The sequence below is a fragment of the Microbulbifer sp. SE14 genome, assembly GCF_059834885.1.
In genome coordinates, this window is record NZ_JCBAJA010000001.1 from 202,680 (window position 1) to 226,735 (window position 24,056).

The following is a 24,056-nucleotide window of genomic DNA, read 5'->3' on the forward strand; positions in this document are numbered from 1 at the left end:
CTGCCAGTACCCCGTTGGGCTTCGCAAAACTCAGCCCAACCTACCCAATGCTTTTCCACTTTTCCGGCAGGAATTCCAGATCTTCCGGCTCGTCGATATCCACCAGGGTCTCCAGCCACGCGCAGCGCATATCGCACCAATCGAGCCTCTCCCGCGTCTGCTGCGCAACCACCTCGCTGCTCCAGCGGATATTCTCGAACAGCGCCGGCTCGGCGCGATTCAGCCCCAGCAGCGCATAGCCGCCGTCGCGGGTGGGGTAGATTACCGCATCATTTTTCTCCAGCGCGGCGGCCGCCGCACGCAAGCGCCCGGCCGTAAGTTGCGGGCAGTCGGTGCCGATCAGCAGTACTGAATCACCGGTTTTATTCGCGCGCATTGCGGCGCGCCCGAGTCTCTGGCCGAGATCCCCCTCCCCCTGGTCACTCATCTTGACACCGGGTGGCAATGAAAATGACCGCCAATAGTTGTGCCTCGGATCCGGGGCGACACAGAGTTCGATAGAATTCAGTTTCGCCTGCACGCACTGCTGCAGCGTATTCAGCAGCATCCTTTGCGCCAGCGCCGCCGCGCCCTGCTCCCCCAGCGCCGGGATCAGGCGCGTCTTGGCAAAGCCGGGCAGCGGTGCCTTGGCGAAAATAATCAGACGCAGGGGATCATTCATAGCGGCTGGCGATGGCCTCCGGGGACACGCCGCGCCAATAGTCGAAGCGCAGCCGCCACATCAATAGCACGGTGCGCAGGACTCCGTATTTTCGCCAGCGGCGCCCGGAAGTCTCGGCGCGGGCGCGGATACAGGCGGGACGCGAAATTTTTTTAAGCCGTTTGCTCAGTTCTATATCCTCCATCAGCGGCTGCTCCGGGAAACAGCCCAACTGCTCGAAAGAATCGCGGCGCACGAAAATCGCCTGGTCGCCGGTGGCTATGCCGCTGATGCGCGAGCGCCAGTTGATCAGCGTCGCGATCAGTGGAAACCAGATATTGTCTCCGCCGATACGCAGATCGAAACGCCCCCAGCAATTTCCCCGGGAGAGCGCCTCCCTAATTTTTTCCAGGGCGCCCAGGGGCAGGCGGGTATCCGCGTGCAGGAACAGCAGGCATTCGCCTTTGGCGAGCGCCGCGCCCGCGTTCATCTGCCGCGCCCTGCCCGGCTGCGCGGCGATTACCTGGAATCCGGCATTCGAGAGAAATTCCGCGCTGCCATCCTCGCTGCCGCCGTCCACCGGAATCACTTCGCAATTGCCGCTCGCCAGCAGCGCGCGCAGATGGTCGATCAGCGACGGCAACTGATCGCGTTCGTTCAGCAGTGGCACCACTATGCTGGTCCGCACTAGCCGCGCCTCCAGCGGTGAAAGCGCTCCAGAAGCCGCAGCAGTTTTTTCGGCGCGTGGGCGCGCTTCCAGTTGCCCGCGGCGTACTTGTTCGCTTCCGCCATGGTCGGGTAGATATGGATGGTGCCGAGCAGCTTGTTCATGCCGATGCCGTGCTTCATCGCCAGCACGAATTCGGCCATCAGTTCCGCCGCGCTTTCGCCAACGATGGAAACGCCGAGGATTTTGTCCTTGCCCGGCGCCGTCAGCACCTTGACGAAGCCGCGCGCCGCGCCGTCGACTATGGCCCTGTCCAGGTCGTCGATACCGTAGCGGGTAATCTCGTGGGGAATATTTTGCTCTGTGGCCTGCCGCTCGCTCAGGCCGACACTGGCCACTTCCGGATCCACGAATACCGCCCGCGGCACCAGGGAGTAGTCGACGGCGAATTTTTTCAGGTCGCCGAAGAGGCCGTTGACCGCCGCATACCAGGCCTGGTGCGCGGCCATATGGGTAAACTGGTAGGGGCCGACCAGGTCGCCGGCGGCGAGAATGTGCGGGTAGCGGGTGCGCAGGAATGGATCCGTCTGCAGCCTGCCGTCTTCGACGATACCCAGTTCCTCCAGGCCGAAACCGCTGACCCTGGCCCGGCGCCCCAGTGCCAGCAGTAGTTGGTCGAATTCGACTGCCAGCTCACCGTCCGGGCCACGCAGGGTTGCCTTCGTTTCCCCAAAGCCCAGAGCTTCGTGGTCAACAAGCACTTCGATGCCCTCGGCACTGAGCGCCTTCTCCACTGCAGCGGAAACATCGCGGTCCTCCGGCGGCAGCAGCCGCCCCGCCTTTTCCACCAGGATGACCCGGGAGCCCAGCCGCGCAAAGGCCTGGGCCAGTTCGCAGCCCACGGCACCGCCACCCAGCACCAGCAGTTTGGCCGGCACCCGCTCCAGGCCGGCGAACCTGTCCCAGAGGGTTTCGCTGGTGACATAGTCCACCCGCTCGAGCCCCGGCAGCGGTGGCACCAGCGGCTCGGCACCGGTGGCGAGCACGATCGAGCGCGCCGTCAGCTTCTGCTCGCCGCCATCGCTTAACTCGATGCGCACTGTCCAGGGGTCGAGCAAGTGCGCGCGCCCCTGCAGTACCTCCACACCCAGGCCGGTATAGCGCTCCACACTGTCGTGGGGCTCTATCGCGGCAATGGACTCGCGCACATGCTGCATGACGCGGGGGAAATCGACCTGCGGCTCGGCGAGCTTCACGCCGAACCTGGCAGCGTCGCGCACCTGTCGGGCGACGCGGGCACACTTGATCAGCGCCTTGCTGGGTACGCAACCCGTATTGAGGCAGTCGCCGCCCATGGCCCCGGCCTCGACCAGGGTGACCCGGGCCTTGACCGCGGCGGCGATATAGGCGCTGACCAGCCCCGCGGCGCCGGCGCCGATTACGATCAGGTTGCGGTCGAATTTCCCCGGCTTGCTCATTCGTGACGGCCCCTGTAGCGCTTGATCCAGTTGAGAAAATACCTGGCCAGCAGTGGAAAGAGACCGAGCAGCACAAATGACAGTATCAGGGCCGGGGACAGTATGTCCGACAGGCTCTCCACCCCACCCAGCTGCGTGCCCGCGTTTACATAGACTATAGTGCCGGCGAGCATGCCCAACTGGCTGACCCAGTAAAAGGTCCAGGTCCGGATATGGGTCAACCCCATCAGGATATTGATCAGGAAGAATGGAAATACCGGCACCAGCCGCAGTGCGAACAGATAGAAAGCACCCTCCCGTTCTAGACCGCGGTTGATCGTCTGCAGCCTGTTGGCAAAGCGCTCCTGTACCCAATCGCGCAGCAGGAAACGGGAAATCAGGAATGCCAGGGTGGCGCCTATGCTGGAGGCGAAAGACACGACCAAGGCGCCCCACCACAGGCCGAACAGGGTGCCCGCGGCCAGGGTCATGATCGCCGCACCGGGCAGCGACAGGCCCGTGACGAGAATATAAAAAAGCGCAAACAGCAATCCGACCAGAATTGGCGATGCACTGCGCCACTGCTCGAACTGGGCCCGACCCTGTTTCAGCTTTTCCAGGGTCAGCCACTGGTGCAGGTCAAACAAATAGAAGGCCAGCCCCAGCGCGAGCAGTACAGCGATCAATAAAATTTTTTTGTTCATTCAGATCCCGGCTGTAGGTTGGGGTGAACTCAGCGAACTCCAACGGAATACGGCCTCCCAAGTGTTGGGCTTCGTTGCGCTCAGCCCAACCTACGTTTCGTACTACAGAGCGCCGCCGCAACTGCTGCCCTGCCCCGCGGTACAGCCGTAGCAGTGATCGGCCACGCGGATCGGCGTGTTGTGCATATCCCGCTCCAGCAGATCGCGCAGGTGCGCGCGGCCGGGCACGGCCAAACCCAGCTGCTGGTTGAAATCGCAATCGTAGAGATTGCCCTGCCAGTCCACGCTGACCAGGCTGCGGCACATGACACCGTCAAGGTTGGCATCGCTGTAGTTGTCCCTGAGCAGCTGCATATAGCCGGCAAACTGCCCCTTGGAAACCAGGGTGGAGCCGAAGCGCTTGATCGGCATATTCGCCAGTGCGAACAGATGGTTGAAAACGATACCGAAATGTTCGGACAGCTCGCGCCGATAGTCCGCCTCCAGCGCCTGCTGGTTCGGGGGCAGGAAGGGACCCTGGGGGTTGTAGACGAGATTGAGCAGCAGACCACCGTCCGGCTGGCCGTAGCCCAGCGCATTCAGTTTCTGCAGCGCGGCGATACTCTTGTCGAACACCCCCTTGCCGCGCTGTTTGTCCACATTGTCGAGCGAGTAGCAGGGTAGAGAAGCCACCACTTCCACCCTGTTCTCCGCGAGAAATTCGGCCAGGTCTTCCTGGCCCGGCTCGAAGAGGATGGTCAGGTTGCAGCGATCCATCACATGCACATCGAGCCGGCGCGCAGCGCTTACCAGGCTGCGGAAACCGGGGTGCAGTTCCGGCGCACCGCCGGTGATATCCAGCGTCGGAATACTGCGCGCGCGCAGTACCTCGGGAACCAACGCCAGGTTCTCCCCGCTCATCATCTCCCGGCGCGTGGGACCGGCGTTGACGTGGCAGTGTACGCAGGTCTGGTTGCACCTGTAGCCGATATTGACCTGCAGCGTGTCGATTTTCTCGCGGCGGATCGGCGGGAAATCGGAGACTTCCAGCAGTGACAGTGTTTCGTGCATAAAACCTTCCGCTTCCTCTCTTCCATGTAAGGTGGATAAGCGCATCCACCCAGGGTCAGCCCTGAATGGCACTAAGTTAAGACCTCGGGCGGGCCTGCTACCGGGGGTTCTTTGCGGGACACGCCGTGAATACATCCCTGTAGGCTTGTCCGCGAGGTCCCTCTCGCGAACAGTCCCTCAAGAACCCCCGGCATCAGGCCCTTCGCGTCAAGCTCTATTGCTTAACTTAGCGCCATTCGGGTCAGGCCTCTTCAGCGACTTCTGTCGTGGCCAGCAGCGGTTTTACTACAGCCGCTTTCTCGGTCGACATGGCCTCCAAGGGCGTGACCAGGCCGCTGGCCAATGCCGTGTGCGCTATCGACTGCGGCAGCTCTTCACCCAGCAGGCGGATCGCCTCGGCGGCTATCCGCTGCGCGCGGGCGGCATTCTGCTGCAGGTTGTTTATGGCCACCTCCGCGGTGACTGCGGCCTCCCGCGGGTGCCAGCAGTCGTAGTCGGTGGCCATGGCCAGGGTCGCATAGGCGATCTGCGCCTCCCGCGCCAGCTTGGCCTCGGGCATGTTGGTCATGCCGATCACCGCCGCACCCATACTGCGGTACCAGTGGGACTCGGCGCGGCTGGAGAACTGCGGACCCTCGATGCACACATAGCTGCCACCGCGGTGCAGTGTGATCGGCTTATCCCGCTGGGTGGTCTCGAAAGCGCGCTCCAGGCAGCCGGCGACCTGCGGGCACACCGGGTCGGCCATGGACACGTGGGCAACGGCGCCGTCGCCAAAAAACGTATTCTCGCGCTTGCGGGTCAGGTCGATAAACTGGTCCGGGAGCAGCATATCCAGAGGCCGCACGTCTTCGCGCAGGGAACCGACCGCGGACAGCGACAGGATATAGCGCACGCCCAGCTGGCGCAGCGCGTGGATATTGGCCCTGTAGGGCACTTCGGAGGGAATCAGGCGGTGGCCGCGACCGTGGCGGGCGAGGAAGGCAACCGGCACGCCGTGCAGCTCGCCGGTAACTATGGCGTCGGAGGGGGCGCCGAAGGGCGTCTCCATCCAATGTTCCCGCACATTGCCCAGCCCCCGCATTTCGTAGAGACCGCTGCCGCCGATGACACCGACTATTGCCCTGGCCATACTCGCTCCTCCAGTAATGTTTTTGAGCAGTATAGGAATGACCGGGGGCTCTGTATATCGTTCAGCCAAAGCGCAAAAAGGCCGCCCCTTGCGGAGCGGCCTTTTTGATCCCCTCTCCCCCGGCCCCTCTCCCGTAAGCGGGACAAGGGTGAAAGAGAGGTGGACACAACCGGCTTACCAGCCGGTAACTTCCTTCAGCGCGTTGCCGATCTCGGCCAGGGAGCGCACGGTTTTCACACCGGCATCTTCCAACGCCGCGAACTTCTCGTCCGCAGTGCCCTTGCCGCCGGAGATGATGGCACCGGCGTGGCCCATGCGCTTGCCGGGAGGTGCAGTGACACCGGCGATGTAGGAAACCACCGGCTTGGTGACGTTTTCCTTGATGTAGGCCGCCGCCTCTTCTTCCGCGGTACCGCCGATTTCACCGATCATCACGATGGCTTCGGTCTGCGGATCCTTCTCGAACATTTCCAGGATGTCGATGAAGTTGGAGCCCGGAATCGGGTCGCCGCCGATGCCCACACAGGTGGACTGGCCGAAGCCGTAGTCGGTGGTCTGCTTGACCGCTTCATAGGTCAGGGTTCCGGAGCGGGAAACGATGCCCACTTTGCCCGGCTTGTGGATGTGACCCGGCATGATGCCAATCTTGCACTCGCCGGGAGTGATCACGCCCGGACAGTTGGGGCCGATCAGGCGCACGCCCAGTTCGTCGCACTTCACCTTGGCATCCAGCATATCCAGCGTCGGGATACCCTCGGTGATGCACACGATCAGCTTGATGCCGCCGTTGGCCGCTTCCAGGATGGAATCCTTGCAGAAGGGGGCCGGAACGTAGATCACGGAGGCTTCCGCACCGGTCGCTTCCACCGCTTCTTTCACGGTGTTGAATACCGGCAGGCCCAGGTGCTCCTGACCGCCTTTGCCCGGGGTCACGCCGCCAACCATCTTGGTGCCATAGGCGATAGCCTGCTCGGAGTGGAAAGTGCCCTGGGAGCCGGTGAAGCCCTGGCAGATGACTTTGGTGTCTTTGTTAATCAGTACAGACATGATTATTTACCCTCCGCCGCTTTAACCACTTGCTCAGCCGCGTCGGTCAGGCTGGTGGCCGCGATAATGTTCAGACCGCTCTCGCTCAGCACCTTGGCACCCAGGTCGGCGTTGTTACCTTCCAGGCGAACAACAACCGGAATCTTTACGCCGACTTCCTTCACCGCGCCGATCACGCCTTCGGCGATCATGTCACAGCGCACGATGCCGCCGAAGATATTGATCAGGACTGCCTTGACGTTTTCGTCCGACAGTATGATCTTGAAGGCTTCAACCACGCGCTCCTTGGTCGCGCCGCCGCCAACGTCGAGGAAGTTGGCCGGCTTGCCGCCGTGCAAGTTGACGATGTCCATGGTGCCCATGGCCAGGCCGGCGCCGTTCACCATGCAGCCGATGTTGCCATCCAGCGCTACATAGTTGAGGTCCCACTTGGCCGCGTGCGCTTCGCGCGCGTCGTCCTGGGACGGATCGTGCATTTCGCGCAGGTCCGCGTGGCGGTACAGGGCGTTGCTGTCGATCACGACCTTGGCGTCCAGGCAGTGCAGGTTGCCTTCAGTGGTGATCACCAGCGGGTTGATTTCCAGCAGGGCCAGGTCCTTTTCTTCGAACATCTTGGCCAGGCCGAGGAAGATCTTGGTGAACTGCTTGACCTGGGTGTCGTTCAGGCCCAGTTTGAAGGCCAGCTCGCGCGCCTGGTACGGCTGCGCGCCCACCAGCGGGTCGATGGTGGCTTTGAGAATTTTTTCCGGAGTCTCTTCCGCTACCTTCTCGATTTCCACACCGCCCTCGGTTGAGGCCATGAAAACGATACGACGGGTGGAGCGATCGACTACCGCGCCCAGGTACAGTTCCTGGTCGATATCGGTGCAGCTCTCTACCAGGATGCGGGAAACCGGCTGGCCGTTTTCGTCTGTCTGGTAGGTAACCAGGCGCTCGCCCAGCCACTTCTTGGCGAACTCTTCAATTTCCGCCTTGGAATCCACCAGTTTTACACCGCCGGCCTTGCCGCGGCCGCCGGCGTGTACCTGGGCCTTTACCACCCACTTGTCGCCGCCGATCTGGTCTGCCGCCGCTGCTGCTTCTGCCGGGGTTTCCGCTGCTATGCCTTTGGAAACCGGCAATCCGTATGCTGCAAACAGTTGTTTGCCCTGATACTCATGCAAGTTCATAGTCAATACCAATTCACATTTGAAATGTGTTTACCAATTGCAGATTGCTCTGCACCTAAGGACAAAATTCAAAATTTCCTTCATTGCAAATTTCGAATTCTGCAAATGAAACCGGGGCGCCTAGTTGAACTTAACCAGCACCCCGGCATCGAAAATCCGCTTACTTGCGCTTCTTGCGGTTGGCGATATGGATCGCGTGGCCGTTCACCGCCAGCGCCGCTTCCTTCACGGTTTCGGACAGGGTCGGATGGCCGAACACTGTCATACCGATATCTTCCGCACTGGAGCCAAACTCCATCGCGATCGCCACCTGCTGCACCAGATCCGCTGCAGACGGGCCGACGATATGCGCACCCAGTACGCGATCGGTCTCCGCATGCGCGATGAGCTTCACCATACCGGCGGTTTCGTTTGCGGCCACAGCGCGGCCGGAGGCGACGAACGGGAAAACGCCTACATTGTAGGGTTCGCCGTCTGCCTTAACCTGTTCCTCGGTGCGACCGACAGCCGCGATTTCCGGGTGGGTGTAGATCACGTTCGGAATCACATCGTAATTCATCATCGGCTTCTGGCCAGCGATACGCTCTGCAACTACCACACCTTCTTCAGACGCCTTGTGTGCCAGCATCGGACCGCGCACCACGTCGCCGACCGCCCAGACGCCCGGCGCGGAAGTCATGCACAGGTCGTTGACATAGATAAAGCCGCGCTCGTCCAGCTTCACACCGGCGTCCTCGGATAGCAGGCCCTCGGTGTAGGGGCGACGGCCCACACATACGATCAGCTTGTCAAAAGTTTCCTGCTGCTCCTTGCCGTCCTTGTCCTCATAGGTGACAACAACTTCCTTGCCCTTTACTTCAGTGCCGGTGACACGGCAGGACAGGCGGATGTCCAGGCCCTGCTTCTTCAGGATCTTCTGCGATTCCTTGGCAATCTGCTGGTCCATGATCGCCAGGAAGTTATCCAACGCTTCCAGCACCACTACATCACTGCCCAGGCGATTCCAGACGGAACCCAGCTCCAGGCCGATAACACCGGCGCCGATCACGCCCAGGCGCTTCGGCACCTCGGTGAATTCCAGCGCGCCGGTGGAATCGACGATGATCTTGTTGTCCACCGGGGCCGGCGGAATGTTTACCGGCACGGAACCGGATGCCAGGATCACATTGTCGGCTTCGTAAACGGTCACCTTGCCGTCGTGGTCGGTAACTTCAACCTTCTTGTTGGCCAGCAGCTTGCCGGTGCCCTCGATGGAGGTGACCTTGTTGGCCATAAACAGGCTGGCCACACCGCCGGCCATCTGCTTCACGACGCCGTCTTTGCGCTCGATCATTTTCTTGACGTCGATCTTCACCTTGCCGGTGTCGATGCCGTGTACGTCGAGAGCGTCCTTGGCCTCGTGATATTTCCAGGAGCTGTCCAGCAGCGCCTTGGACGGGATACAGCCGACGTTCAGGCAGGTGCCGCCGTTGACCACCTTGCCTTCCTTGTTGGTCCACTTTTCCACACAGGCGGTTTTCAGGCCCAGTTGCGCGGCGCGAATGGCGGCGACATAACCCCCGGGACCGGAGCCGATTACGATTACGTCAAATTTTTCCGACATGGTCTGTTCCAGATATTTTGTGAATTTACTTGCGGCCTGCGAGCAGGCTCCTACATCGAGCTTTGCGACATCACCGAAGTTGATGCGAAGACGCTGATGCCGGTGGCCGTCCGGGAAAGGCGCCTGTGGCCGGTAAATAGACCGATGAGGCTTTTTCCCGGACGGCCACCGGCAGCAGCGCCGCCACGGAGCTAGAAAAAAGCCCCCTTAAACCTCAAGCAGGATACGGGCCGGGTCCTCGATCATCTCCTTGATCGCCACCAGGAAGCCCACCGCTTCCTTGCCGTCGATCAGGCGGTGGTCGTAGGACAGCGCCAGGTACATCATCGGCAGGATTTCCACCTTGCCGTCTACCGCCATCGGGCGCTCCTGGATCTTGTGCATACCCAGGATGGCAGTCTGCGGCGGATTCAGGATCGGGGTGGACAGCAGGGAGCCGAAGACACCACCGTTAGTGATGGTGAAGGTACCGCCGGTCATCTCCTCGATGGACAGCTTGCCGTCGCGGGCGCGCACGCCCATGTCGCGGATGCTGTTCTCCATATCCGCCAGGCCCATGTTCTCGGCGTTGCGCAGGATCGGCACCACCAGGCCCTTTGGCGAGGAAACCGCCACACCGATATCCTGGTAGCCGTGGTAGACGATATCGTCACCGTCGATGGACGCGTTCACCGCCGGATAGCGCTTCAACGCCTCTACCGCCGCCTTCACGAAAAAGCCCATAAAGCCCAGGCGGGTGCCGTTGTGCACCTTCTCGAACAGGTCCTTGTAGTTCTTGCGCAGGTCCATGACCGGCTTCATGTTCACTTCGTTGAAGGTAGTGAGCATGGCGGTGGACTGGGAGGCATCCAGCAGGCGCTCGGCGATGCGCTTGCGCATGCGGGTCATGGGCACGCGCTTCTCAACGCGCTCGCCCGGGGCCACGGTCACTTCCGCAGCGGCGGCCGGTGCGGCGGCGGCCGGCGCGGTGCCCGCCTTCATCACGTCTTCCTTCAGGACGCGGCCGCCCTTGCCGGTGCCCTCGACACCGCCCAGGTCGACGCCCTTCTCCGCCGCCATCTTCTTGGCAGACGGCATGGCGATTTTCTCGCCGGCCGCTTCGGCAGCGGGCTTCTCTTCCGCCTTTTCCTCGGCCTTTTCTTCCGCCGGCGCGGCGCCGCCGCCGGCGCCTTCCTCGAACTTGGCGATCACTTCATTGGACAGGACGGTATCGCCCTCGTCCTTGAGGATTTCGCTGATGGCGCCGTCAGCCGGAGCGACAACTTCCAATACCACTTTGTCGGTTTCGATATCCACGATCAGTTCATCGCGGGACACGGCTTCGCCGGGTTTCTTGTGCCAGGTGGCAACGGTGCCGTCCTGAACGGATTCCGGGAAAGTTGGCGCTTTAATCTCGATCGTCATTGTTCCTGTTTCCTGAGATTGACTCTTCACTAATTACTGCCGCCTTACTTGACGGTCAGCGCCTCGTTGATGAACTTGTTCTGTTCTTCCAGGTGCGTGGACATATAGCCCGCCGCCGGTGCCGCGGAGGGTTCGCGACCCACATACTGCAGATCCAGCTTCGGGTGCGTCTCCGCCAGCAGGCGGCGCAGGTGGTGCTGGCTGTGATACCAGGCGCCCTGGTTCATCGGCTCTTCCTGGCACCAGGCCACGCTCTCAATGTTCTTGTAGGCGGACACCGCCTCCACGAACTCCTCGTCCGGGAAGGGGTACAGCTGCTCGATACGCACAAAGGCCACGTCTTCCTGCTCGCGCTCCATGCGCGCTTCCAGCAAATGGTAGTAGACCTTGCCGGAACAGAGGATCAGGCGCTTGACCTTGGCCGGATCCACACCGTCGTCCTGGATGACGTTGTGGAACCTGCCGTTGGCCAGTTCTTCCAGGCTGGAAGTGGCCAGCTTGTGCCGCAGTATCCACTTCGGGCTCATGATCACCAACGGGCGGCGCATCGGGCGCACCGCCTGGCGGCGCAGCAGGTGGAAGATCTGCGCCGGGGTGGTGGCGTTGCACACCTGAATATTGTGCTCGGCGCACAGCTGCATGAAGCGCTCCAGGCGCGCGGAGGAGTGCTCCGGCCCCTGGCCCTCGTAGCCGTGCGGCAGCAGCATCACCAGGCCGCACATACGGCCCCACTTGTGCTCACCGGAGGTGATGAACTGGTCGATCACCACCTGGGCGCCGTTGGCGAAGTCGCCGAACTGGGCCTCCCAGATCACCAGCGACTTCGGCGTGGTGGTGGCGTAGCCGTACTCGAACGCCAGCACCGCCTCTTCCGACAGCAGCGAGTCGTAGATGTAGAAAGGCGGCTGCCCCTCATACATATTCTGCAGCGGCACATAGCACTGGCCATCCTTCTGGCTGTGCAGCACCGCGTGGCGGTGGGAGAAGGTGCCGCGGCCGACGTCCTCACCGGTAAAGCGGACCAGGTAGCCCTCTTCCAGCAGGGTGCCGTAGGCCAGGGTCTCGGCCATGCCCCAGTTCAGCGGCAGGGCGCCGCCGGCCATCTTGCGGCGGTCCTCGTAGATCTTCGCCACCTGGCGCTGCATCACTATGCCGTCCGGCACGGTGGTCATGCGGTTGGCCACATCCTTCAGTTTCGGCAGCGGGAAGCCGGTATCCGCCGGGGTCAGCCAGTCGTGGTTCAGGTAGGGGGTCCAGTCCACGAACATGGAGGAATCCGGCTGCTTCACCAGGCCGGTGGCCACGTCTTCACCTTTATCCAGCTTGTCGCGGTAGTCGCTGGCCAGCTTGTCGGCGGTGGCCTTGTCGATCACACCCTCGCTGACCAGCTTTTCCGCGTACAGGGTGCGGGTGGTCTTGTGCTTGCGGATCGCCTGGTACATCAGCGGCTGGGTGCCGGACGGGTCGTCGGTCTCGTTGTGGCCGCGGCGGCGGTAGCACACCAGGTCGATGACGATGTCCTTCTTGAACTCGTAGCGGTAGTCCACCGCCAGCAGCGCGGCCAGCACGACCATTTCCGGGTCGTCGCCGTTCACGTGCAGCACCGGGGCGTCGATCATCTTGGCTACGTCGGTGCAGTACTCGGTGGAGCGGGCGTCCTCGCGCTTGCTGGTGGTGAAGCCCACCTGGTTGTTCAGCACGATATGAATGCTGCCACCGGTATAGAAACCGCGGGTCTGGGACATCTGCAGGGTTTCCTGCACCACGCCCTGGCCGGCGAAGGCGGCATCGCCGTGGATGTTGATCGGCAGCACCTTTTCACCGGTCGGGTCGTTGCGGCGGTCCTGGCGGGCGCGCACGGAACCGACGACCACCGGTGCACAGATCTCCAGGTGCGAGGGGTTGAAGGCCAGTGCCAGGTGCACCTCGCCGCCCGGGGTCATCACGTTGGAGGAGAAACCCTGGTGGTACTTGACGTCGCCGGAAGTATCCAGGGTCTTCTTGCCCTCGAACTCCTCGAACAGGTCCGCCGGGTTCTTGCCCAGGATGTTGACCAGGGTGTTCAGGCGGCCGCGGTGGGCCATGCCCATGACCACTTCCTTGACACCGTAGGTGCCGGAGCGGCGGATCAGGGCGTCCAGCATCGGGATCAGGCTCTCGCCGCCCTCGACGCCGAAGCGCTTGGTGCCCGGGTACTTGGAGTCCAGGTGGCGCTCCAGGCCCTCGGCCGCCGACAGGCGCTGCAGGATTTCGGTCTGGATATCGGCACCGAAGTTGGGCCTGGACTGGCTGCGCTCCAGGCGCTGCTGGAACCACTGCTGTTCGTCCAGGTTGGACAGGTGCATGATCTCCGCACCCAGGTTGCCGCAGTAGGTGCGCTCCAGGCCCTCGACGATCTCGCGCAGGGTGGCCTCCTCCTTGCCGAAGAAGAGATCGCCGGTCTGGAAGGTGGTGTCGAAGTCGCCCTCGGTGAGGCCGTGGTAATTCAGTTGCAGGTCCGGCACCTGCTCCCGCGCCATCAGGCCCAGCGGGTCCAGGGTGGCCTTCTTGTGGCCGCGGTGGCGATAGGAGTTGATCAGCTGCAGGACTTTGACCTGCTTGCGTTCGTGTTCGACATTGATGGCGCCGGCACCGGGAGCGGCCAGCGGGCGGGTGCGGTGTTTGGCGAGCAGCTCAAAGTGGTGGCGCACCGCGGCGTGGGAGACGTCGCCGACACCGTTTACCCGCGGGAGGCTGTCGAAGTAACTGCGCCATTCCCCCGGCACGCCGTTGGGGTCGTGCAGATAGGTCTCGTACAGTTCCTCCACATAGGCGGCGTTGCCCCCGGAGATATGGGAGCTACGCCACAGCTGCTCCATGGTACTTTCGTGCATGTTGATGCCTACCTCGATGGGAGGGAGCGACCCTCCGCTTTTCTTTCACTCACGAAAAAGGAGACGCGCGACGCTGTCTCCCCTTTCCAATTACGGCCGGCTCGTTGGCCAGCTTTCTCGTCGTTAGATAGGCGCCGCCGTTGGCGCCGGGCCCGCAGGCGCGGGCTCAACCGGGCTTGGGCTGCTGGCCCTCATACCGCGCGGGCCAGCAGCATATTGCGGATGTGGCCGATAGCGCGGGTAGGGTTCAGACCCTTGGGGCACACGTTCACACAGTTCTGGATACCGTGGCAGCGGAAGACACTGAAGGGGTCGTCCAGTTTGGACAGGCGCTCGTCGGTGGCCTCGTCGCGGCTGTCCGCCAGGAAGCGGTAGGCCTGCAGCAGGCCGGCCGGGCCGATGAACTTGTCCGGGTTCCACCAGAAAGACGGACAGGCGGTGGAACAGCACGCGCATAAAATGCATTCGTAGAGGCCGTCCAGCTTCTCGCGCTCTTCCGGGCTCTGCAGGCGCTCGATCGCCGGCGCCGGGGAGTCGTTCTGCAGGAAGGGCTCTATCTTCTTGTACTGCTCGTAGAACTGCTCCATATCCACCACCAGGTCGCGGATCACCGGCAGGCCCGGCAGCGGGCGCAGCACCAGCTTGCCCTTGCGCGCCGCTTCAGAGATGGGCGTGGTGCAGGCCAGGCCATTGCGGCCGGAGATGTTCATGCCGTCGGAACCGCACACGCCCTCGCGGCAGGAGCGGCGGAAGGACAGGGTCGGGTCCTCGGCTTTCAGCAGTTCCAGCACGTCCAGCACCATCAGGTCCTTGCCCTGGGTGTCCAGCTCGTAGTCCTGCATGTAGGGAGCTTTGTCGGTCTCCGGGTTGTAACGGTAAATGCTTACTTTCAACATACTCTGCATCCAGTGTCTTTGTAGGAGCGGCCCTTGGCCGCGATCAGTATTGGGGTTTCCTCAACATCATTCGCGGCCAACGGCCGCTCCTACAGAATCAGTAAGTCCGAGCTTTCGGCTCGAAGGCTTCCATGGTCGTGGGCGCGAAGTTGACCGCGCGCTTGCCGACGCGTTTCTCCGCCGGGAAGAACATGGAATGGCACAGCCAGTTCTCGTCGTCGCGCTCCTGGAAGTCCTCGCGGGCGTGGGCGCCGCGGCTCTCGGTGCGCACCTCGGCGGCAATCGCCGTGGCCTCGGCCACTTCCAGCAGGTTCTGCAGCTCCAGGGCCTCGATGCGGGCGGTGTTGAAGGCGCGGCTCTTGTCGGTGAGGCGCACATTGGCGATGCGCTCGCGCAGGTCTTCCAGCTTCTTCACGCCCTCGGCCATATAGTCGCCGCGGCGGAATACGCCGAAGTGGTTCTGCATCACGTTCTGCAGCTCGGTGCGGAGACTCGCGGCCGATTCGCCGTCGTTGGTGTTCTCCAGGCGGTTCAGGCGCACCATGGCCGCCTCGATGTCGGACTCGGAGGCCTCCCGGTGCTCGATGCCCTCGCGCAGGGCCTGCTCGATGAAGAGGCCAGAGGCGCGACCGAAGACCACCAGGTCCAGCAGCGAGTTGCCGCCCAGGCGGTTGGCGCCGTGTACGGACACGCAGGCCACCTCGCCGCAGGCGTAGAAGCCGTCGATCACCTGGTCGTTACCGGCGGCGTCCTGGGTCAGGGCCTGGCCGTGCACATTGGTGGGGATACCGCCCATCATATAGTGGCAGGTGGGCACCACCGGGATCGGGTCCTTGACCGGATCCACGTGGGCGAAGGTCTTGGCCAGCTCACAGATACCCGGCAGGCGGCTGTGCAGCACTTCCTCGCCCAGGTGATCGAGCTTCAGGAATACATGGTCGCCATTGGGGCCGGCGCCGCGGCCGTCGAGGATCTCCAGGACCATGGAGCGGGCCACGACATCGCGGGAGGCCAGGTCCTTCGCGTTGGGGGCGTAGCGCTCCATGAAGCGCTCGCCATCCTTATTAATGAGGTAACCGCCCTCACCGCGGCAACCCTCGGTCACCAGCACGCCGGCACCGTGGATACCGGTGGGGTGGAACTGCCACATCTCGATATCCTGCACCGGCAGGCCGGCGCGCAGGGCCATACCCACGCCGTCGCCGGTGTTGATGTGGGCATTGGTGGTCGACGCGTAGATGCGGCCGGCACCGCCGGTGGCGAATACGGTGGCCTTGGACTTGATGAAGACCACTTCGCCGTCTTCGATGCACAGGGCGATCACACCCACCACGGTGCCGTCCTGGTTCTTCACCAGGTCGATCGCAAACCACTCGTTCAGGAATACGGTGTCGTGCTTGACGTTGTTCTGGTACAGGGTGTGCAGCAGCGCGTGGCCGGTGCGGTCAGCGGCCGCACAGGTGCGGGCGGCCTGGCCGCCGCGACCGAAGTCCTTGGACTGGCCGCCGAAGGGACGCTGGTAGATGCGGCCCTCCTCGGTGCGGGAGAAAGGCAGGCCCATGTGCTCCAGCTCGAACACCGCCTCCGGCCCCACGGAGCACATATACTCGATGGCATCCTGGTCGCCGATATAGTCGGAGCCCTTGACGGTGTCGTACATATGCCAGCGCCAGTCGTCCTGCGGATCCGCACTGGCGATGGCGCAGGTGATGCCGCCCTGGGCGGACACGGTGTGCGAGCGGGTCGGGAACACCTTGGTGATCACCGCCGTCTTGAAGCCGGACTGGGCCATTTGCAGGGCCGCGCGCATGCCCGCACCGCCGCCGCCGATTACAATCCCGTCAAAAGAAATAGTTCGCATGTTCGCCATCAGTTACACACCCCAAAGAATTTCAATGCCCCACACCGTGTAGAACACGGCAACCGCAGCCAGCAGCACCTCGATCACAATGCGGATCGCGGTGGCCTTGGGGCCCATCAGGCGGTTGGTGATGTAGTCGGTAAGCACCGACCAGAGGCCGATCCAGGCGTGCGCCACGGTGGCCAGCAGGGCCACCAGGGTGAACACGCGCATCCAGCGCTGCTCGAACAGGGCAGACCAGGTCTGGTAACTGAAGTCGTCGCTCAGAAAAATGAAACCTACTATAAAGAAGGTATAAGCCGCGAGGATGACCGCACTGATACGCTGGTAAAGCCAGTCGAAAGTGCCGCTGCGGCCGAAACTTGTGATTGTGGTTACCATATCCATACCCCCGCCAGCAGAATAAGAACTACGGAGACGACCAGCACCGCTACGGCACCGCGCCGACCGCCTTCCAGGGATTCACCGATCCCCAGATCCATCAGCAGGTGGCGAATGCCCGCCACCAGGTGGTAGATGAGAGCCGCCAGGGAGACCCAAAGGATGAGCTTGGCGGGAATGCTGCTGAAGGCCGCCGCCGTGTCGGCGAAACCCTGCTCGGATTCCAGGCTCGCATCGAGCATGCACAGGAGCAGTGCCACCACAGCGAAGAGGACTACGCCGGAGATACGATGCAGGATGGAAACCAGAGCGGCAGCGGGAAGACTGATAGTGGAGATGTCTAGATTGACAGGTCTGTTTTTGTTCACAGGAAAAACACCTTGTTGCCCTGAACGACGGGGCGCCCGTATAGCTTTTCAAATGGAGGGGCGAGTTTCCGGGCATCTCTACAAACCTACTGCGCGTGCGCCTGGCGGCGTCCGGCGGTGCTGGTGCGCCAGCCCGGTCGCAATGCTCATGTACTAAAGTACACTCCGCTTGCTCCGCTCCGGCAGCCACCACCAGCCAGCTGCTCACCAGGATTTCTAGAGGTGCCCTGCTTGCTGATCACTTTGCGCACGACCTGCTGAAGCCTTGTACAAAGTGGCCTTACCATGGCGCAAGCCGCGCGGATTATAGGCATTCGGCCCCCAAAACACAACGAACGCCTCATCTATACTGGGCCTTTTACCACCTTGGCCGCTAGTCAGGAGACGCCGCGGCGGTCGCGGAATATCCACGGACAATAAGGCGGGGAGCCAGGCAATTCCTCTGCCACCGGGGCGGGAGGCCGGATATCCTGTCGTTGCGGGACCGGCCGTCCACCCCTTTTGGTTTGACAATTTGCGGCGCGCAACTTAAGTTTGGCCCCGCTCAAAAGCCCGCTACCGCCCCTTTCCCGGCATAAAGGGACAGGGAAAGGCGGCATAAGAACAGTTTTAGGAGTCCGCAATGTCCGATAAGAAAGCGCAACTCACGGTCGACGGTGTCGACGGCACTATCGAGATGCCCGTACTCTCCGGCACCCTTGGCCCCGACGTTGTCGATGTCAGCAGCCTGACCGGCAAGGGCTTATTCACCTACGACCCGGGCTTTGTGTCCACCGCCGCCTGCGAATCCAAGATCACCTTTATCGACGGCGCCAAGGGCGTACTGCTGCACCGCGGCTACCCCATCGAGCAGCTGGCGGAGAAGTCCGACTACCTGGAAACCTGCTACCTGCTGATGAACGGCGAACTGCCCAACGCCGAGCAGAAGAAGGAATACGTCGACAGCATCATGAACCACACCATGGTGCACGAGTCCCTGGTGAACTTCTTCAAGGGCTTCCGCTACGACGCCCACCCGATGGCCATGATGTGCGGCGTGGTCGGGGCCCTGGCCTCCTTCTACCATGACTCCCTCGATATCACCGACCCCGAGCACCGCAAGGTCTCCGCGGACCGCCTGATCGCCAAGATGCCGACCCTGGCCGCCATGTGCTACAAGCACTCCAAGGGCCAGCCGTTCATGTACCCGGACAACAGCCTCAGCTACTCCGAGAACTTCCTGCACATGATGTTCGGCAACCCCTGCGAGCCGAGCAAGATAGACCCCGTGGTGGCCAAGGCCATGGACGTGATCTTCCTGCTGCACGCCGACCACGAGCAGAATGCCTCCACCTCCACCGTGCGCCTGGCCGGCTCCTCCGGCGCCAACCCCTTCGCCTGCATCTCCTCCGGCATCGCCGCCCTCTGGGGACCGGCGCACGGCGGCGCCAACGAGGCGGTACTGGACATGCTGCAGGAGATCGGCGACGAGAGCCGTATCGAGGAGTTCGTCAAGCGTGCCAAGGATAAGAATGACCCCTTCCGCCTGATGGGCTTCGGCCACCGCGTATACAAGAATTTCGACCCGCGCTCCCGGGTAATGCAGGGTATCTGCGACGAAGTCTTCGACGCCATGGGTGTGTCCGAGGACCCGCTGCTGAAGATCGCCAAGAAGCTGGAAAAGATCGCCCTGGAAGACGACTACTTCGTGGAGAAGAAGCTCTACCCCAACGTGGACTTCTATTCCGGCATCATCATGAAGGCGATCGGCATTCCCACCGACATGTTCACCGTGATCTTCGCCACCGGCCGCACTGCCGGCTGGATCGCCCACTGGAACGAGATGATCTCCAACCCCTACAAGATCGGCCGCCCGCGCCAGCTGTACACCGGCCATACCGAGCGCGACTATGTTCCGCTCGATCAGCGCTGACGCTCGCTGAGGGCAAAAGACAAAAACCCGGCCGAGCCGGGTTTTTTTATAGCTGCCGGCAACTGCTCGGGACTCGGGACTCGGGACTCGGGACTCGGGACTCGGGACTCGGGACTCGGGAAAGAATAGCGGAGCCAGACGCGAAGGCCCTGATGCCGGTGGCCACCTGGCAAATGTTTACCGATGAGGTTTTTTGTCAGGTGGCCACCGGCAGCAGGGCCGCCCAGGCATTTCTTACTGGCAACAGGGGGAAGCTGTTGCGCTGAAAGAAAATTCAGATATCCGTCACAAAAAGACCACCAGCCACCGGGAACAGCGCTCTCGGGAATCCCCATGTGGTACATTTGCCGCCATTCACAACGGGAGTGCCCCCGCACCTGTTGAAGGCACTCATCTAGAGCCGCGGCATCAAGACCCTAAAGAAGACGCCAGCAACAATGGAAAGTGTGATGCAAATCTCAAAATTAATCGAACAATTCGGCAGCGCATTTAAACCTCGTCTACTTTTGCCAGACACAGGGACTGCCAAGTCCGGTAAAACGAACAGGCCAGAGTTTCCGAGATGCACATCACAATTCCGATGACATCCCGAAAGACTGGCGCTATTCTCAACGCCCAGCCAGCCGTCACCGGCAATCATGACGACTCTCCAACAACAAATACTTCAAGGGTAGAAAAATGTTCAGCTTTATTTCCGACCTGTTCCGGGGCGACAGCCAGGTGGATGAGGAGAAGTACACCCGCAGTACGCACACCGGAGCAAAGCCCACTCGCACTATTTCCTATGATCCCACCCTGATCAGCGCACTGAAAAAGGACCACCAGGCCCTGGTGGAAATTTTCCAGCGCATCTGGTCTGAGGGTTTCGAACAGCAGAACTTCCGCCAACTGGCCCACTTGCTGACCCTGTTCAAATCCGGCTTCCAGGCCCACCTGATCAAGGAAAACGTGCGTTTCTACGTCTATCTGGAACAGGCCCTGGCCGAAGACGTGCACACGCTGCAGATCGTCAAGGATTTCCGCACGGACATGAACGAGATAGCCACTGCGGTGGTGCAGTTCTGCAAACGCTACACCCACGAGGCCTTTACCCCGGAAATGGTGCGGGACTTCCGCCGCGACTACCAGAAAATCGGCGAAGCGCTGACCCGTCGCGTGTCCCTGGAGGAAGACGAGCTGTACACCCTCTACCAGCCCTCATAAATAGTTACCACAGTTTTCTCCGCAGGGTGGCGCCGGCAACCGGGCCACCTGACTCTCATCCCCTTCCGATATTTCCGTATCGCCCGCCGGAAAATTACTCCCGACGCCCTCCGGTAAGTGGTCACCCACAATCCCATAGTCAAAATTTTGTTTCTTTTTATTTTAATAAAATGGCATTAGAATCCTCTAAAAATCAAAAAATAAAATTTTTGACCCCAGCCCTGAGGGCCCATCAATACAACGAATCACAACAAGGCAGAGCCATTGATGAGAGCCAGTATTTCCGGGGAGCGGCATGGCTGAACTTGAGGATCCCCTTGCCCCGCACGAGTCGCCAGTTCGCTCGGAGACAATTGATACCGACTACCCGGTTTATGTCGTTATCGGTACCGGCCCGGTGGGCGTGCGCTGCGCGCAGAAGCTGCTCGAATACAGTGATGATGCGCAGGTGGTGATTTTCGGTGCCGAGGCCGAATCGCCCTACAACCGGGTTAAGCTTTCCCAATACCTTTCCGAACAGCTTTCCCTGTCCGATATCGACAACCCCATACTCGGCGAAAGCAATGGCAGGCTGGCCGAATTCATCGATCGCCGGATTGTTGCCATCGACAGGGCCAATAAAACCGTTACGGATGTAACGGGGCGGGTACAACCCTATTCCAAGCTGATCCTCGCCACCGGCTCCAACCCGACCATTCCCCAGATTCCCGGCGCCGAGCAGGAAAGTGTGTATCCCTTCCGCAGCCTGCGCAATACGGAAACCCTGATTCAACTGCGCGATCAGAACCTGCATATCTGTGTTGTCGGCGCCGGCGCACTGGGCCTGGAGGCGGCCGCCGCACTGAAGACACAGAAAAACCGGGTTACGCTGCAATCCCGTACTCGCCTGCTCAGCGGCATGCTGAACGAAGAGGCCGAGGACTACCTCAAGTCCGCACTGAGCGCCCTCGGCATAGAACTCAAGATCGGCGATGCCCTGACCGCGATCGATGGCGAAAAGGATGCGTGCCAGCTGCGCTTTGCCAGCGGCGATACACTGGAGACCGAAGCGGTCGTCCTGTGTACCGGCATTCACCCGGAAATTGACCTGGCGCGCCAGTGCGGGCTGATGACAGATCGAGGTATTGTCGTTTCCGAGTGGCTGCAAACTTCCGACCCCGACATCTACGCCGTGGGCGAGTGCGCCGAATTTGTACAGAAGGTGTATCAATTTGTCAGGCCCGGCTATGAGCAGGTTGAGAGCTGTAGCAGGCACATTTGCCGTGAGCGGAACCCCGACCTGTCCGCGGAGCCTTACCGCGGCAGCCTGACCGACATCCAGTTGAAGATCGCCCATATCCCCTGCGCCCTTATCGGCGAGCTGGATGCGGCCAAAAACCCTGGCGGCGAAGCCGGTGCAGCGGACTCCGGTGGCAGCCGGCTCTTTACATACCGCAACCGCTTCAAGGGGCTGTACCGCCAGCTGGTAATAGAGGACAACCGCATTGTCGGCGCCGTGTATATCGGCAGCTGGGACGAAGCCAACGAATTGCGCAAGGTTGTCGCACGCGGTGAGGAAATTACCCCGCGGGCACTGCAGCAGTTCGAGCAGGACGGCCATCTGTGGCAGAAAAAAGTGGCGCTCAGTATCAAAGAGCAGCCCGACAACTATCTGGTCTGCCAATGCAACGATGTCAGCAAAGGCGAACTCTGCGCGGCCATTTCCCAGGGCAAGCGCAACCTGATGGACCTGCAGCAGGCCACCAACGCCGGCTCCGTGTGCGGCAGCTGCCGCCCCCTGATCGCCGAACTTCTGGACGCCCCCGCCCCCAACCTGGTGATGCGCCACGCCCGCGGCATACTGTTCACCTCGATCGTCTCCCTGATCCTGATCGCGCTGGCCACCTTCATGCCGCCGGCGCCCATCTCCGAGAGCGTGCAGACCCACTGGTACTGGCAAAAGCTCTGGTACGACAACTTCTGGAAACAGGTCAGCGGCTACAGCCTGCTGGGATTCTGTGTCCTCACTGCCACCCTCAGCCTGCGCAAGCGCTGGCGCAAACTGACCTACGGACACGTGGATCACTGGCGCTATTTCCACAGCGTGATCGGCTGCGCGGCCCTGGTGGTGCTGGTGGTGCACACTGGCTTCCGCCTCGGTGAGAACCTCAACCTGGCGCTGATGCTGGTTTTCCTCGCGGCCACCACCACCGGCGCCCTGGTCGGGGTGTTTATGGCCCGCAACCACCACTGGACAGACCTGAAACTGCGCGAACACCGCAAGTGGTGGTCGCGGGTGCACTATGCGCTGCTGTGGACCCTGCCGGCGCTTCTCGGCTATCACATACTGGCGGTGTACTACTTTTGATGAAATACCAATTCAAATTCTGGCACTACGGCCTGCTGGTCACCCTGGCGATCGGCTCGGTGGTGGCCTACAACCTGGAGTTTTCCGACAAGACGCTGTTTATCAGCGGCGAGACCAGCCACGGCCACCACCAGATAGAGCTGGCCTGCACCGCCTGCCACGGCGACGGCTTCGCCGGCCCCGACGCCATGCAGCAGGCCTGCCTGAACTGCCACGCCGAAGAACTGGAAATTGCCAACGACTCGCACCCGCGCAAGAAATTCCTCGACCCGCGCAATGCTCCATTGCTGGCCCACCTGGATGCACGCCAGTGCATTACTTGCCACACGGAGCACAAGCCGGAGATCACCCAGAATATGGGCGTCACCCTGGCCGGGGATTTCTGCTTCCACTGCCACGCCGATATCGCCGAGGACCGCCCCAGCCACGAGGACTTCGCCTTCGACAGCTGCGCCAGTGCCGGCTGTCACAACTTCCACGACAACCGCACCCTGTACGAGGACTTCCTGATCGCCCACGTCGGCCAGCCGGACCTGCTGCCGGACGCACAGCTGCCGGCGCGCACCGCAGTGCAGACCTGGCTCGGGAAACACCCGCAAGAGCAGCCGCTGCAATTACAAGAGGCCGACCTCAGCGAAGGAAATACTGAAATCGTCGCGGCCTGGGCCGACAGCGCCCACGCCAGGGTAGAGGTCAACTGCAGCGGCTGCCACGCCGAAGGCCAGGTGCAATTTTCCAGCCGCGAGATTGTCGACCAATGTGGCAGCTGCCACAGCAAACAGCGCCAGGCCTTCACCCAGGGCAAACACGGCATGCGCCTGTCGTCGCAGCTGCCGCAGGATTTTGCCGGGGGCGCAATGACGCCACTGTTGGCGCGGCTGCCGATGCATGCGGATGCCAGCGGCGAACTCAGCTGCGCCAGCTGTCACAAGCCCCACGAAACGGATCTGCAGTTTGCCGCGGTGGAGGCCTGCCTCGGCTGCCACAGCGACGAACACAGCCTCGCCTTCAAGGAATCAGCGCACTTCAAATCCTGGAGCGCGGAAGCCGCCGACGGCGTCAGCTGTGCCAGCTGCCACCTGCCGCGGGAGGCTCACGGCGAGCGCATCGTCGTGAACCACAACCAGAACCACAACCTGCGCCCCAACGACAAGATGCTGCCGGTGTGCCTGAACTGCCATGGGGCGGAATTTGCGCTGGCCGCACTCGCAGACAAAAAGCTGATCGCCCGCAACTTCGACCGGGCACCGGAAACCGAGCACGAGACCTTCGACCTGATCCGCGACCGGATCGCGCGAATGGCCAACAGCAACCAGCCCAAAACCGAGACCCGATAGGAGGG

General features: G+C 61.8%; 19 protein-coding genes. 4 read left to right on the plus strand and 15 right to left on the minus strand.

Annotated elements, in window-relative coordinates:
• Positions 1 to 40: 40 nt before the first annotated feature.
• The 15 genes from AC6R19_RS00895 to sdhC form a co-directional block, all read right to left on the minus strand.
• Complete coding sequence (locus tag AC6R19_RS00895; RefSeq protein WP_500577591.1) at positions 41 to 661, minus strand: TIGR04282 family arsenosugar biosynthesis glycosyltransferase; 621 nt, start codon at positions 659 to 661, stop codon at positions 41 to 43.
• Complete coding sequence (locus tag AC6R19_RS00900) at positions 654 to 1,328, minus strand: TIGR04283 family arsenosugar biosynthesis glycosyltransferase (protein ID WP_500577592.1); 675 nt, start codon at positions 1,326 to 1,328, stop codon at positions 654 to 656. Before AC6R19_RS00900 ends, AC6R19_RS00895 begins: the two co-directional genes overlap by 8 nt.
• Complete coding sequence (locus AC6R19_RS00905) at positions 1,328 to 2,785, minus strand: dihydrolipoyl dehydrogenase family protein (protein ID WP_500577593.1); 1,458 nt, start codon at positions 2,783 to 2,785, stop codon at positions 1,328 to 1,330. Before AC6R19_RS00905 ends, AC6R19_RS00900 begins: the two co-directional genes overlap by 1 nt.
• Positions 2,782 to 3,468: a TVP38/TMEM64 family protein gene (locus AC6R19_RS00910; RefSeq protein WP_500577594.1), complete on the minus strand. Its 687-nt coding sequence runs from the start codon at positions 3,466 to 3,468 to the stop codon at positions 2,782 to 2,784. The genes AC6R19_RS00905 and AC6R19_RS00910 overlap by 4 nt, the downstream gene beginning before the upstream one ends.
• Before the next feature lie 102 nt (positions 3,469 to 3,570).
• Positions 3,571 to 4,518: an arsenosugar biosynthesis radical SAM (seleno)protein ArsS gene (arsS, locus tag AC6R19_RS00915; RefSeq protein ID WP_500577595.1), complete on the minus strand. Its 948-nt coding sequence runs from the start codon at positions 4,516 to 4,518 to the stop codon at positions 3,571 to 3,573.
• Between the two features lie 241 nt (positions 4,519 to 4,759).
• Positions 4,760 to 5,650 carry an S-methyl-5'-thioadenosine phosphorylase gene (gene mtnP / locus AC6R19_RS00920; protein WP_500577596.1) on the minus strand — a complete coding sequence of 297 codons (891 nt, stop codon included), beginning with the start codon at positions 5,648 to 5,650 and terminating at the stop codon, positions 4,760 to 4,762.
• 174 nt (positions 5,651 to 5,824) lie between these two features.
• A complete protein-coding gene (gene sucD, locus AC6R19_RS00925; RefSeq protein ID WP_500577597.1) occupies positions 5,825 to 6,697 on the minus strand; it encodes a succinate--CoA ligase subunit alpha in 873 nt (290 codons plus the stop codon).
• A gap of 2 nt (positions 6,698 to 6,699) precedes the next feature.
• Positions 6,700 to 7,866, minus strand: coding sequence for an ADP-forming succinate--CoA ligase subunit beta (gene sucC, locus AC6R19_RS00930; protein WP_500577598.1), 1,167 nt, complete (start codon positions 7,864 to 7,866; stop codon positions 6,700 to 6,702).
• Between the two features lie 160 nt (positions 7,867 to 8,026).
• Positions 8,027 to 9,469, minus strand: coding sequence for a dihydrolipoyl dehydrogenase (lpdA, locus tag AC6R19_RS00935; RefSeq protein WP_500577599.1), 1,443 nt, complete (start codon positions 9,467 to 9,469; stop codon positions 8,027 to 8,029).
• A gap of 207 nt (positions 9,470 to 9,676) precedes the next feature.
• Positions 9,677 to 10,873: a 2-oxoglutarate dehydrogenase complex dihydrolipoyllysine-residue succinyltransferase gene (gene odhB / locus AC6R19_RS00940; RefSeq protein WP_500577600.1), complete on the minus strand. Its 1,197-nt coding sequence runs from the start codon at positions 10,871 to 10,873 to the stop codon at positions 9,677 to 9,679.
• Between the two features lie 44 nt (positions 10,874 to 10,917).
• A complete protein-coding gene (locus tag AC6R19_RS00945; RefSeq protein WP_500577601.1) occupies positions 10,918 to 13,746 on the minus strand; it encodes a 2-oxoglutarate dehydrogenase E1 component in 2,829 nt (942 codons plus the stop codon).
• A 191-nt stretch (positions 13,747 to 13,937) separates the two neighbouring features.
• A complete protein-coding gene (locus AC6R19_RS00950; RefSeq protein ID WP_500577602.1) occupies positions 13,938 to 14,642 on the minus strand; it encodes a succinate dehydrogenase iron-sulfur subunit in 705 nt (234 codons plus the stop codon).
• 97 nt (positions 14,643 to 14,739) lie between these two features.
• Positions 14,740 to 16,512: a succinate dehydrogenase flavoprotein subunit gene (gene sdhA / locus AC6R19_RS00955; protein ID WP_500577603.1), complete on the minus strand. Its 1,773-nt coding sequence runs from the start codon at positions 16,510 to 16,512 to the stop codon at positions 14,740 to 14,742.
• A gap of 3 nt (positions 16,513 to 16,515) precedes the next feature.
• Positions 16,516 to 16,884 (minus strand): succinate dehydrogenase, hydrophobic membrane anchor protein, encoded by a 369-nt coding sequence (gene sdhD, locus AC6R19_RS00960; RefSeq protein WP_500577604.1) that lies wholly within the window; start codon positions 16,882 to 16,884, stop codon positions 16,516 to 16,518.
• A complete protein-coding gene (sdhC, locus tag AC6R19_RS00965; RefSeq protein ID WP_500577605.1) occupies positions 16,878 to 17,252 on the minus strand; it encodes a succinate dehydrogenase, cytochrome b556 subunit in 375 nt (124 codons plus the stop codon). Before sdhC ends, sdhD begins: the two co-directional genes overlap by 7 nt.
• 622 nt (positions 17,253 to 17,874) lie before the next feature.
• Here sdhC and gltA point away from each other — a divergent pair.
• From gltA to AC6R19_RS00985, 4 genes are all read left to right on the plus strand, one after another.
• Positions 17,875 to 19,164, plus strand: a complete 1,290-nt coding sequence (gltA, locus tag AC6R19_RS00970; protein WP_500577606.1) for a citrate synthase — start codon at positions 17,875 to 17,877, stop codon at positions 19,162 to 19,164.
• 678 nt (positions 19,165 to 19,842) lie between these two features.
• The gene (locus AC6R19_RS00975; protein WP_500577607.1) at positions 19,843 to 20,367 is read left to right on the plus strand and encodes a hemerythrin domain-containing protein; all 525 of its coding nucleotides are present in this window, start codon (positions 19,843 to 19,845) and stop codon (positions 20,365 to 20,367) included.
• Positions 20,368 to 20,662: 295 nt separating this feature from the next.
• On the plus strand, positions 20,663 to 22,714 hold the full coding sequence (locus AC6R19_RS00980) for an FAD-dependent oxidoreductase (RefSeq protein WP_500577608.1): 2,052 nt from the start codon (positions 20,663 to 20,665) through the stop codon (positions 22,712 to 22,714).
• Positions 22,714 to 24,051 carry a cytochrome c3 family protein gene (locus tag AC6R19_RS00985; RefSeq protein ID WP_500577609.1) on the plus strand — a complete coding sequence of 446 codons (1,338 nt, stop codon included), beginning with the start codon at positions 22,714 to 22,716 and terminating at the stop codon, positions 24,049 to 24,051. The genes AC6R19_RS00980 and AC6R19_RS00985 overlap by 1 nt, the downstream gene beginning before the upstream one ends.
• Positions 24,052 to 24,056: the final 5 nt, after the last annotated feature.